Raw genomic sequence first — 11751 nt, 5'->3', positions numbered from 1 at the left:
CCCTTTATTTTGAAGTTGCAAGCACGAAAGGCAGCAGCCCCCCTATGAATAAATTGCGCACCGCACTGAAGAGATTACAACCCCGGCTGATCGGCTGGTACCTGAACCTGCTGGTCCTTATCAGCCCATCCCGGGCTGCCCGGAAGGCGTTTTTCGTTTTCAGTAAAGTCCGCCGGGGCCGCGTACAACCCGCGCAGCAAGATTATTTGCAGGCAGCCCGGCACAAGGTGGAATCCGTGGCGGATCACCAGATCCAGACCTACCAATGGTCGGGTGACGGCCCGGTGGTCCTGCTGATCCACGGATGGGAGAGCAATACCTTCAGGTGGCGCAACCTCATCGGGCACCTTCGGGAAGCCGGGTTCCACATCGTTGCCTTTGACGCCCCGGCCCACGGTTATTCTTCCGGAACCTACATGCATGTCCCGATGTATGCCGAATGCGTGGAACACATGGTGCAGAAGTTCCAACCCCGGTACATCGTCGGGCACTCCGTAGGGGGAATGACGGCCCTGTATCACGCCCACCGGCATCCGAATGAGGGCGTGGAAAAAATCGTGACGATCGGATCGCCTTCCGAATTCTATGAAATTATGGAGGACTACCAGCGAATCGTAGGTTTTAACGACCGGGTGATGCAGGCACTGGACCAATTTATCTTTGAAGAGTTCGGGTACCACACCCATGAATTCTCCACCTCCCGGTTTGTGGAGGGGAATCCCAAAAAAGGGTTGATTCTGCACGACAAATCCGACCCGATTACCCCGTTTCACGCCTCCGTACGCGTCCACAACGCGTGGCGGGAAAGCGTGCTGGTCCCCACCGAAGGCCTCGGCCACTCCATGCACCAGGAGGCCGTCAACAAGCGGATTGTCGCCTTCCTTTCGGAATCCTGATGGGGCAGCCCCTGCGGAATTTTGTATTTTTGGGGAAAACCCGATCATGGAAAACATCACCCCCTTTCACGTCGCCATCCCCGTCCACAACCTCGCCGAATGCCGCAAATTCTACCGGGACGTTTTGGAATGCGAGGAAGGCAGGAGCAGCGACCAATGGGTTGACTTCAACCTCTTTGGCCACCAGTTGGTCATCCACTACAAACCCCGGTCCGCGGAATCCCTCCACACCAACCCGGTAGACGGGAAACATGTACCGGTACCCCACTACGGGGTGGTCCTGCCGTGGGAGACCTTCGAGGCTTTCTCCAAAAAACTGGAGGGCAAAGGAATCTCCTTCGTCATTGAACCCTATATCCGATTTAAGGGGGAAGTGGGGGAACAGGCCACCATGTTTTTCCTGGACCCCGCCGGGAATGCCCTGGAGTTCAAAGCCTTCAGGAACATGGACCAGTTGTTCGCCAAATAACCCGGCCCTTTGGGCGGGCTTTGCAACCGGGGTGAACCTAGAGGGCTGCCGGCCCGCGGCAGTTGGGGCGCAGTGGGCGGTAGTTTGGCGTCAGTCCCTTTTTTTATTCTTGCCGAACCGATCCATCGCCAGGAGGAACACGGCGTAGAAAACACCGAAGGCCAGGGCGTACTTCGCCTCCCTGAAAAAGGCTTCCGGAGTGTATACCCCTCCCAGCACGAGTTTGAAAATATAGAAGAATACCGCCCCGATCAGGGCCCGAAAGGCAATGCGTTTCATATGTTCTCTGGTTATGGCAACCCGGTTTCGCACCGCGCTACTGCGACCAACTCGTCGGGACCCGGTCCCAGCGGTGATCTCTTAATTGCTCCTTCAACCCCGCCGGCAGCCCCTTGCCGTCGCTTGTCCCCGTGTTGGCCTTTACGTGGGGCGCCTTGCGCATCCCGGGGATGATCGTGCCCACATCCGGGTTCTCCAGGATGAAGCGAAGGGCCATCTCGGCCATGGTCATCCCTTGCGGGACCAGCGGACGCAGCCGGTCTGCCCGGTCTGCCGATGCCTCCAGGTTTTCGGGCACAAAATACGTGGCGCGCCAGTCGCCCTCGGGGAAAACGGTATCCCGGGTGATGTTCCCGGTGAGTGTCCCCTCGTCAAAAGGCACCCGGGCAATCACCCCGATTCCATGTTCCCGGCAATAGGGAAACAGTACATCCTCGGGAGCCTGGTCAAAAATATTGTAGATCACCTGAACGGCATCGATCAACCCGGATTCCAGGGCGCGCATTCCGTTTTCCGGTTCCCAGCGGTTCATGCTGATGCCCATTGCGGCAATTTTCCCCTGTTTCTTCAGGTCCTCCACGGCACGCTTCCATTCCTCACGGTCTGCCCAGCGGTCGTCCCAGGTGTGGAGCTGCATCAGGTCGATCTGTTCCGTTCCCAGGTTGGCGAGCGTTTTGTCCGTATACTCCCGTATATGTTCCGCCGGATAGGACTGCTCCAGGCTGTATTCAGGCTTAGCGGGCCATTTGAAATTTTTCGGGGGGATTTTGCTGGCTGCATAGAGCTTTTTATCCGGGTGCCTGCGTAGCAATTCCCCCAACAACCGTTCGCTGTGGCCTTCCCCGTACCCCCAGGCGGTATCGAAGAAATTTACACCGCGTTCCACAGCCAGGTCCAGGGACCGCTCGGACTGGTCGTCGTCAGAACCTTTCCAACCCGCCATGCCCCACATACCGTAGCCAATTTCGCTGACCTGCCAGCCAGTACTTCCAAAATCTCTGTATTTCATAATATAAATATTTATTGTTCCGGGTTTCCGGAGCTTCCGCCCCCCGGTGCTTCCCGTCCTTCCGGGGCTTCCGGTTGCAGACGGCCAAATCGTTTTTCAAAGCAAACGCTGTTATCGACCCCCTCATAGGGGGGATAATTCGGAATCCGAAGGTACCCGTGTTTTTCGTACAACGCAATGGCCTCGGGTTGCCGTTTCCCGGTTTCCAAAACCACCCGGGAAAAACCGTCTTCCCGCGCCCAGGCTTCCAGCTCCTTCAGCACCCGGCTGGCGACCCCGCGCCCCCGGTGGGCGGGCAACGTGTACATCCGCTTGATTTCCACCGCGTCTTCCCCAAAGGGTTTCAGGGCGCCGCATCCCGCGGGAACTGCCCCATTGTAGAGTACCACCACCCGGCCCAGGGCTTCCACCCCATTGAACTGGTTGTAAAAGGCATGGTCCTCCCCATCACGAGCGGCCAACTCCGCATCCAGGCGTGCCACCAGGGAGCGGAAATCCGGGTTCTCGGATTGGGTTTTTTTGGGCTGCATACCCTAAAAATAAGCATTTACCCCAGTTCCATGCCCCGTCTGCGCACCCAAAACCAGGCAAACGCCAGGTTCGGGACCCAGCACAGCCAGGCCACGATCTTATACGCAGTCAGGAAATCCCCCAGGCCAAAAATCAGGAGGGGCATCCAGATCCGGAGGGTGACTGCTGCAAAACAGGCGGCGTAGCTGTAGACCATCCAATGGCCGTGCTGCCGGAAATCCGACTGCAGGACTGCCCGGTAGGCACGAAGGGTAAAATATATCCAGAAAACCCCCAGAAGGAAGAAACCCAGCCCCGGCACCCAGCCACCGGTGGCGTAAAAGGACAGGAAGATGGCGCAACTCCCGCTGATCAGTACAGCCAGCAGATAGATGGTCCCGAGCCTGCGGTGCCAGCTGAGATATTTCCTGCGGATACGACGGCTGAACTGCGTCCAGCCCACCAGCAAACTGAGGCCGCCCAGGGCGATATGCCCGTAGAAAGCTACCTGCCAGGAGGCCTGTGCCAGCAACTCGTCGCTTTTGGAGCCCAATAGCCCCATATCGCGGTCCATGGCCAGGTAGACCAAAGGATAGAGCCCGATGGCAATTGCCAGGGTGCCGAAGGCCACCCAGGACACTTTATTGGTAGTAGATCGCCAACTCATTTTATCGTTTTAATTATTCATCCGGGCACTACCGGTAGCGCCAGCTCTCCAGGTCTGCCCCGGGCGGTGCCGATTGGGCGATACGGTCCATAATCTTGGGTACATACATGCTGTTGTACCGGAGCCGGCTGATATGGTTCGGCAATTCCGGGTCCCCGTTCCAGCAGTGTTCGGCCCGGTCCCCGTACAGCACTTCCCCCTCGTAATACGGATCGGTGGTCTGCTCCAAAAAGTCCTCCATCAGGTACACGGCATTGTTCAAATAGTAATTATCCATGTCCCCGCAATAAATGTGGATTTTCCCCCGGAGGGAAGGTCCCAGTTTCTCCCAGTCGCGTTCCAGGATATGGCGCAGGTCGTAGTTCTCCCGCCAATATTCGGCCACTTCGCGGTTGATCTCCCCGGAGTGCTTGTCCCAGATCCGCTCCGGATAGCCATCCGCTCCCTGGGGCGAATAAGTTGCCTCCCAGATATCCCATTGCTGGCCCGAGCGGCTTTTGTCGCCCAGGACGGCTTCCAGGTGGTTTTGCTCCCGCACCGTCGATTGGATATGGCCCAGGTAATCGCGATGCGCTGGCACTTCCAGTGTTTTGTGTTCGCTGTCGTACCAATAGGCGTTTTGGTCCTCGTAGATATTCGTCAGACAATAGGCCCGGAAATCGATCGGGTCCGGGCAGGCCGCAAAACAGCCATTGTATTCTTCGGGGTATTTTACCTGGACTGCCAACGCTTCCCAACCCCCGGTAGAACCGCCGTACAGAAAGCGGGCCCATCCTTCGCCCAGGCCCCGGAACTGCTCTTCGATATACGGGATAAGCTCATAGGTAATCGCATCCCCATAAGGTCCCTGACTGGCCGAATTCACGGCATAGGAGTCGTCGTAATACGGGGTCGGGTGTTGGATTTCAATGATCAGGAATCGGGGGAAGTCCGGGGAGGTCCATCGCTGGTAGAAATCATAGGCTTCCTGTTGCTGGATAATGTTGTACCCCTCCACGTCAAAGCGCTCGGAATATTCGGGTTCCAGGCCCGGGTCTGGCGGCTCGGTGCGGAAACCGCCGAAATCCGAGGGGAAATGCCCGTGGAAGACCATCAGCGGATACCGGGCCTCCGGATGCTCCTCAAAACCTTTGGGCAACAGCACGTGGGCCCCCAGGTACATGTCGCGGCCCCAGTATTCCGACAAGCGCTCCGAGCGGATTCTAATGTGTTTGATCCAGGGGGTATCCGCGGGTTCCGGGATGGGCGGAATCTTCTGGTCCATCACGATTTCAAGGCCGCTGATCCCGTCTTCGGTAACCTGCACGGTGACGGGCTGGCTGTACAGGTTGCCGGGGGAACGGTTCCATTGCTGGCCTTCCCCGTTGTCCATGGGCAGTTTCACCGTATGCCCGGTGGAGAGGTTAAACGTTTCGTACACGTGCAACAAGGCCTGGGCCCGGTATTCCCCCGGGGGCACGCTTGTCAGGTCTGCATACGGGAAGCCGGGTTCCTCACCGGTAAAGCTCCGGGTCTCCCCGGGGGCCATACCATCCACGTTCATCCCGAAGATCAGCTGGGTGTTCAGCCCCGTGCCGATCTGGAACCTCGGTTCGCCCGAAGGGTCGCTGGACAGCATCAACAGCAGCCGGCCGTCCAGGGCAGAATCACTCGCGCCGCTGCTGAAGGACACCGAGATTTCTGCAGTGCGTTGGCCATCGGGATTCCCGCATGCCATCAGGAGGAGGCCTGCGAGGAATGGGAAGTATTGCATTCGCATTTATGGAATTTTCCAAAAAGATACGGGATTTTTGGCATCCGGGGTGCGCCGGCGGGGTGATCTGCAGTTCCCCCGTTCGTCGAAAACTTCATAAGAATTCCGCGTACCGGACGTTAGGCTTTTAAGAGTCACGGCGCAACATGCGCCTTAAACCGTCCGCTATGAAACCATTGAAGATGGCATGGGTCGTGGCGATAGCCGCAGGTTCCCTCCTGGGTTGCACCAACGATGAAATGGACCCGGAATTCGAAACACTGACCCCAAACGAGGAGGAGACGCAACTCCACCAGCAGCAGGAAGTATGCCGGGAACCCGCCGGTTAACGCGGTCCCGGGAGGGGTGCAGGGATAAAAATTTCCGGAATGGGCCGGGTTGGCCTTGCCTGGCGGCTACAACCGGGACCAGCGGCATTGGCCTACCCGGGTTGCAAGAACCGGGATTAGCCCCGGTGGCGCTGCCGGGCCAGCAGGGTGTTCTTCAACAGCATGGCAATGGTCATCGGCCCTACACCGCCGGGAACGGGGGTAATCCAGGAGGCTTTTTTGCTGACGGCTTTAAAATCGACATCCCCGCAGAGGTAATAGCCGCGTTCCCGGCTGGCGTCCGGGACACGCGTTATCCCCACATCGATGACCACTACCCCTTCCTTCACCATGTCCGCTTTCAGGAAATTCGGTACGCCCAGGGCAGAAACCACGATATCCGCCTGACGGGTCAGATGGGCCAGGTTCTTCGTGCGGCTGTGGGCCAGGGTAACCGTTGCGTTGCCCGCCGGGCCTTTCTGGCTGAGCAGGATACTGATGGGCCGCCCCACAATATGGCTCCTGCCGATCACCACGGCGTGTTTTCCCGAGGTTTCTATCCCATTGCGGCGAAGCATTTCGATAATCCCGTAAGGAGTGGCCGAAATAAACGATTCGAGCTCCATGGCCATCTTCCCGAAATTGGCAGGGTGGAAACCATCCACATCCTTGTCCGGGTCCACGGCCATCAGGATTTTCTGTTCGTCGATATGGTCGGGCAAAGGCAACTGGACGATGTACCCGTCGATGGCCGGGTCCGCGTTGAGCTCCCGGACCACGGCGAGCAATTCTTGCTCGGTGGTGGATTCCGGCAATTTCTTAAGCGTGGATTCAAAACCGATGCGCTCGCAGGCCCGCACCTTGCTCCCCACATAGGTGAGGCTGGCGCCGTCCTCCCCGACGATTACGGCCGCCAGGTGCGGCACTTTTTCTCCTTTTTCCTTCATCCGGGCCACCTCCCCGGCAATTTCATCTTTGATTTCGTTGGAGAGCTTCTTACCGTCTAATAGGTTCATCGGGTTGGTTTTTAAGCAATTCTGGTTTTTCTATGGTATAGCTGTTGACGCTGTATTGGCCGGGTAATTGCGAAGCGGGTAACGGCCCGCATACTGCGTACGGCCGGGTGCCCTGCTTCCGGACCGGTACCTTTGGCCCTAGGGCCGCATGTTCTGCATCATCTGCATCATCTTCTTGCCGCCGCCGCCCTGCATCATCTTCATCATCTTGCTCATCTGGTTGAACTGTTTCAGGAGCTGGTTTACCTCCTGGATACTCGTGCCGCTTCCCGCCGCGATCCGCCTTTTACGGCGGGCGTCCAGCAGGGACGGATTGGAGCGTTCGTCCGGCGTCATCGAATAGATGATGGCCTCGATGTGCTTGAAGGCGTCGTCATCGATGTCCATGCCTTTGAGCGCCTTGCCTGCCCCAGGGAGCATCCCCACCAGGTCCTTCATGCTGCCCATTTTCTTGATCTGGTGGATCTGGCTCAGGAAATCGTCAAAACCAAACCGGTTCTTGGCGATCTTTTTCTGGATCTTCCGGGCCTGCTCTTCGTCGAACTGCTCCTGGGCGCGCTCCACCAGGGAAACCACGTCGCCCATCCCCAGGATCCGGTCGGCCATACGGGAAGGGTGGAATACATCGATGGCCTCCATCTTTTCCCCCGTACCGATAAATTTGATGGGCTTGTCCACCACGGATTTGATGGAAATGGCCGCCCCCCCACGGGTATCCCCGTCGAGCTTGGTGAGTACCACCCCGTCAAAGTCCAGCACATCGTTAAAGGCCTTGGCCGTATTCACCGCGTCCTGCCCGGTCATGGCATCCACCACAAAGAGTATTTCGCCGGGGCTAACCGCGTCGCGGATATTCGAGATCTCGGTCATCATCTGCTCGTCCACGGCCAGCCGACCGGCCGTATCGATGATCACCACATTGTGTCCGTTTTGTTTCGCGTGTGCCACCCCGGCCTTGGCGAGTTGTACCGGGTCCTTCACTTCCTTGTCGGAAAAGACCGGGACGCCGATCTGGTCTCCCACCACGTGCAACTGGTCGATAGCTGCCGGGCGGTAGACGTCGCAGGCCACCAGCAGGGGGTTCTTTGTTTTCTTTGATTTGAGGAAATTGGCAAGCTTCCCGGAAAACGTGGTCTTACCCGAACCCTGAAGGCCGGACATCAGAATCACCGCCGGGCTCCCCTGCAGGTCCACCCCTTCGGCCTCCCCGCCCATGAGCTGGGTGAGCTCGTCCTTGACAATCTTGGTCAGCAGCTGCCCGGGCTGCAGCGTGGTAAGCACGTTCTGCCCGATGGCCTTTTCCTTGACCGTATTGGTGAACTCCTTGGCGATCTTGAAGTTGACGTCCGCGTCGAGCAGGGCCCGGCGGATTTCCTTGGTGGTCTCCGCCACGTTGATCTCCGTGATCTGCCCGTGCCCGCGCAGCACGTGCATCGCCTTGTCCAGTTTCTCGCTTAAGCTATCAAACATAATTTGCCTCGTTTTTCAGCAATGGCAAAGGTACGAATCCGGAGGGGATTAACATAGGGCCAAAAAAAGAGCGGCTTCCCTTTCGGGAAACCGCCCTTCCGTCAAAATTGGGGCAAAAAAGAATTTCAGTTGAAATTCATGGTAACAATCATTTATTTTTCAAATACGAGTACCGAAACTTTACCGTCTCCGCTGATATCCTTCAGCTCAATCCGGCTTTCTGTCATGGAGACAAATTCCCAATCCTCGGTCAGTTCCGACAGCAGGTCATCGTCGTCCCCGAGGTTCAGGTAGCATTTGATCTTGCCTTCGCTGTCGCGAACAACACGCCAGAGTCCTTGTTTCAACGGATCCATATTGGTGCTCACCGTGAGGACGTGCTCGGCGCCGAAATTGAAGTCGAACCCGGCAAATTCAGCCGTGGCGTCAACGGTTTCCTCCATGTAGGTCTCCGTATAGGCAGCCACCATCCAGTCGCCCCCCATCAGGACATTGCGGATTTCGGCAACGTCGTTGTCAACAGTCCCCGGGCATACGCGCAGCAGGATCAGTTCGTAGTCGATCTCCTCCACCTCGAATTTCAGGCGGTTGTCCAGGAGTTCGCGCAGCGGCCATTCAAAGTTGACCCCGGGCTCGTCTCCCATGGAGATGGCCAGTACCAGATGGCCTTCGGTATTGGTGGTTACTTCCCAGGTGCCTTCGCTCACGGTAACCCCGTTGCTCAGCGTTACCACGCCTTCGGCCTGGAACTCAAATTCATATCCGAGCAGGCGGTCGATCTCCTCGCCCTGGTTCTTCACCTTTTTAATGATCCAGCTGCATTCGCGCAGGATTTCGGCAAGGGTTCCCGGCAGGATGCCACCGGGGTCGCCGCAGGTAATCTTCATGATGATGCGGTTTCCTCCCTCGGCAAAGAGCTTGATCTTGCCATCGCCGATATCGTAGACCAGCCAGGTCAGGTTAAAGTCCACCAGGGTATCGAAGCTGAGTTGCAGCAGGACGCCGTGGTCGGACATCCGCAGGTTCCATTCGCCCACCAGGGTATTGCCTTCGCGGTCTTTCACTTCCACAGCGCCATCGACGCCGAAGAACATTTTGTAGGCCTCATACCGATCCGAGAGGTTTGCTGCATCCCGTTCTACGGTCAGCACAATCCAGGGGCATTCCGTCAGCAGGTTTGCCAGGCGCTCCTCGTCAAAGTCGTCGTCGTTGTAATCGTCATCGTCGTCCTCATCACAGATGTCGCGGGCCGTATCGAGGGCAACTGCCAGTTCTTCGTTGCTGCTCACGCGGATCTCGGTTCCGTCGTACTTCACCAGGGTGATCGGGTACTGGATGCTGATGATATCGTCACCCCCGCGTTCCTTCAGGAAGCGCTGAAGCTGTTCGTCGCTCTCCACAGTCACCTGGCCGGTTTGCGTATTGCTTACGTCGAAGGTGTAAAAGGTTATCGGATAGACGAAGTCGATACATTCGATATCGTCATCGTCCCCGCCTTCCACGCAATCGCGGACCAATTCCTCCAGGGCGTCGGGGCCCTCGATGACCAGCTCGTCCAGGTCTTTGGTGGTGATGGTAATGGGGAATATGATCTCCAGGATGTCCTCATCTTCTTCAAACTCGTCAAAGATTTCCTCGATCAGGTGGAGGTCTTCCCGGGAATCAATCACCAGGTCGATCCCGTTTACATTCACGGAATAGGGGAAATTCAAGGCAATACAGCTCGAACCGTCGACGATATTGTCGAAAGAGCCATCGAGGCGGGCGGTCTTCTCAATAAGCAGGGCCGTTGAGGAATTCGCCGCAAAGGATTCGCCTTGAGTATCCGCGGTATTTACCTCTTCAAATTCCGACTGGCAGGAGGTAAAGGCCATAATAGCCAGAAGGAATAGTGTGTAGGTGGCGAGGTTAACATACTTTTTCATAACGATTTGGATTTTTGTTGAATGCTCGTTTCCTATAGAACAACCAACTTTTGAAATACCCTACCGGATTGTTAAAATATTTGGGATATCTTTGAAAAACGCGTCCAACCCATCAAAACACCCGTATGGACAACGTCTGTGACGACCAGGTATATAGCGAGATCTTCCGCACCCATTCAAAAACGATTTTCAACTACATATATTATAAGTTCGGCAATGAGGAAAAAGCCCACGATGCCGTTCAGGAAGCGTTTGTAAAGCTCTGGGAGAATTGCGCCAAGGTGGCCCCGGAGAAAGCCCGGGCCTTTGTTTCCACCGTGGCGAACAACCTGTACCTGAATGTTATCAAAGCCGAAAAAGTCCGGTTGAAACATCGGGAACCCGGCGGAAACGTGACGCGGGAAAGTCCCGAGTTCCTGCTGGAAGAGCAGCAATTCAAGGAAAAACTGGAAGCCGCCCTTTCGGCCCTGCCCGAGAACCAGCGGACCACCTTCCTGCTCAACCGGATCGACGGGAAAACCTACGTGCAGATCGCCGAAATCGAAGGGGTGAGTGTCAAAGCCATCGAAAAGCGCATGCACCTGGCCCTGAAATCGCTCCGGGAAGAGATCGACGGTATCTGAACTTCGGGCGGGACACCTGTTAATAATTCACAGTCAACCACTTACAGACCAACTGGTCGGTTTGTAGGTTCTGACACCAACCGGGGCGCCATTCCCCGGAAAAATCATACACCTTACCGAAAATCAGCCGATTAGAAGGCCGTTCAACCCGGGCAGGGCGCAAAATTTCCTATTTTGGACTTCCCTGAGCCGGATTTCCGCGGATTTCAGGCTGTGCAACCTGTAAATGAGAACACCTCAAACAAACCAGCAAGTCCTGTCGCTACCCGAGTTGATGCGGATAACCGCCGAGCTGCGCGCCAATGGCTTCCGCCCTTCGCGTTCCGCGGCCGGGCACACCTCCCGGCAACTCCGGGGGGCGGTGGCATCCTTCCTGCACTATCGCCGCAGTATCCGGATGGCTTTATTTGTCCACCTGATGCTGGTAGTGCTCCTGTTGGGATCCTGGCTGGCTTCCCCGGGATGGTATACTGCCGCGCTTTGCCTGGGCTGTTTTACAGGCTTCCTCTGTTTTTTGCTCATGGGGCGCTACCACCGCTCCGCATACTTCCAGAGTCTGGGCCAGAAACGGCAGATCCGGGATCATTGGATCGGCCTCCTGGGGCTGCCGCTGTATTTCCTGTTGTACTTCCGGTTTGAAAAGAAGATGCGGGAAGAACTGTCCCGCCTGTTTCACGAGCTCGGGCTGACCTCCCACCTGCGGGTCGTCCACTGAAATCAAATGCGGTTTGTCCACGGATTCCACCTCACAGCCAAAACCCACCACACACCGATTATTTAATATCTTTACCCGAAATACGTCAAAAAATGGATATTCCAGGTAGGG

At 56.7% G+C, this 11751-nt stretch carries 13 protein-coding genes; 5 read left to right on the top strand and 8 right to left on the bottom strand.

What is annotated here, in order from left to right; all coding sequences use genetic code 11:
- Nucleotides 1–44: 44 nt before the first annotated feature.
- Both RB2501_RS06680 and RB2501_RS06675 read left to right on the top strand, forming a co-directional pair.
- Entirely contained in the window at nt 45–896 is an 852-nt protein-coding gene (locus RB2501_RS06680) for an alpha/beta fold hydrolase (RefSeq protein WP_015754003.1), read from the top strand.
- 46 nt (nt 897–942) lie between these two features.
- The gene (locus RB2501_RS06675) at nt 943–1365 is read left to right on the top strand and encodes a VOC family protein (RefSeq protein WP_015754002.1); all 423 of its coding nucleotides are present in this window, start codon (nt 943–945) and stop codon (nt 1363–1365) included.
- 90 nt (nt 1366–1455) lie between these two features.
- Here RB2501_RS06675 and RB2501_RS06670 read toward each other — a convergent pair whose 3' ends face one another.
- The 5 genes from RB2501_RS06670 to RB2501_RS06650 are packed head-to-tail and all read right to left on the bottom strand — an operon-like array spanning nt 1456 to nt 5583.
- A complete protein-coding gene (locus RB2501_RS06670; protein ID WP_015754001.1) occupies nt 1456–1644 on the bottom strand; it encodes a hypothetical protein in 189 nt (62 codons plus the stop codon).
- A 37-nt stretch (nt 1645–1681) separates the two neighbouring features.
- Nucleotides 1682–2653: an aldo/keto reductase gene (locus tag RB2501_RS06665; RefSeq protein ID WP_041327049.1), complete on the bottom strand. Its 972-nt coding sequence runs from the start codon at nt 2651–2653 to the stop codon at nt 1682–1684.
- A gap of 11 nt (nt 2654–2664) precedes the next feature.
- On the bottom strand, nt 2665–3183 hold the full coding sequence (locus RB2501_RS06660) for a GNAT family N-acetyltransferase (RefSeq protein WP_015753999.1): 519 nt from the start codon (nt 3181–3183) through the stop codon (nt 2665–2667).
- 17 nt (nt 3184–3200) lie between these two features.
- Complete coding sequence (locus tag RB2501_RS06655; RefSeq protein ID WP_041327048.1) at nt 3201–3830, bottom strand: DUF2306 domain-containing protein; 630 nt, start codon at nt 3828–3830, stop codon at nt 3201–3203.
- 28 nt (nt 3831–3858) lie between these two features.
- A complete protein-coding gene (locus RB2501_RS06650; RefSeq protein ID WP_015753997.1) occupies nt 3859–5583 on the bottom strand; it encodes an alpha/beta hydrolase-fold protein in 1725 nt (574 codons plus the stop codon).
- A 167-nt stretch (nt 5584–5750) separates the two neighbouring features.
- On the opposite strand from RB2501_RS06650, the gene RB2501_RS16230 reads away from it, so the two are divergent.
- On the top strand, nt 5751–5912 hold the full coding sequence (locus RB2501_RS16230; protein ID WP_015753996.1) for a hypothetical protein: 162 nt from the start codon (nt 5751–5753) through the stop codon (nt 5910–5912).
- A gap of 116 nt (nt 5913–6028) precedes the next feature.
- Here RB2501_RS16230 and folD read toward each other — a convergent pair whose 3' ends face one another.
- The 3 genes from folD to RB2501_RS06635 all read right to left on the bottom strand — a co-directional run bounded on the left by folD (nt 6029) and on the right by RB2501_RS06635 (nt 10302).
- On the bottom strand, nt 6029–6907 hold the full coding sequence (gene folD, locus RB2501_RS06645) for a bifunctional methylenetetrahydrofolate dehydrogenase/methenyltetrahydrofolate cyclohydrolase FolD (protein ID WP_015753995.1): 879 nt from the start codon (nt 6905–6907) through the stop codon (nt 6029–6031).
- A gap of 138 nt (nt 6908–7045) precedes the next feature.
- On the bottom strand, nt 7046–8377 hold the full coding sequence (gene ffh / locus RB2501_RS06640; RefSeq protein ID WP_041327045.1) for a signal recognition particle protein: 1332 nt from the start codon (nt 8375–8377) through the stop codon (nt 7046–7048).
- A 152-nt stretch (nt 8378–8529) separates the two neighbouring features.
- On the bottom strand, nt 8530–10302 hold the full coding sequence (locus RB2501_RS06635; RefSeq protein ID WP_015753993.1) for a hypothetical protein: 1773 nt from the start codon (nt 10300–10302) through the stop codon (nt 8530–8532).
- A 125-nt stretch (nt 10303–10427) separates the two neighbouring features.
- Between RB2501_RS06635 and RB2501_RS06630 the strand changes: the two genes are divergently transcribed.
- Both RB2501_RS06630 and RB2501_RS06625 read left to right on the top strand, forming a co-directional pair.
- Nucleotides 10428–10925 carry an RNA polymerase sigma factor gene (locus RB2501_RS06630; RefSeq protein ID WP_015753992.1) on the top strand — a complete coding sequence of 166 codons (498 nt, stop codon included), beginning with the start codon at nt 10428–10430 and terminating at the stop codon, nt 10923–10925.
- Nucleotides 10926–11151: 226 nt separating this feature from the next.
- Complete coding sequence (locus RB2501_RS06625; protein WP_148214304.1) at nt 11152–11640, top strand: hypothetical protein; 489 nt, start codon at nt 11152–11154, stop codon at nt 11638–11640.
- The last annotated feature ends 111 nt before the right edge of the window (nt 11641–11751 follow it).

The sequence above is a fragment of the Robiginitalea biformata HTCC2501 genome, from assembly GCF_000024125.1.
In the GTDB taxonomy this organism is placed as follows: Bacteria; Bacteroidota; Bacteroidia; order Flavobacteriales; family Flavobacteriaceae; genus Robiginitalea; species Robiginitalea biformata.
The sequence above is the reverse complement of the archived record's forward strand: the minus strand, read 5'-3'. Positions and strand labels throughout refer to the sequence as shown.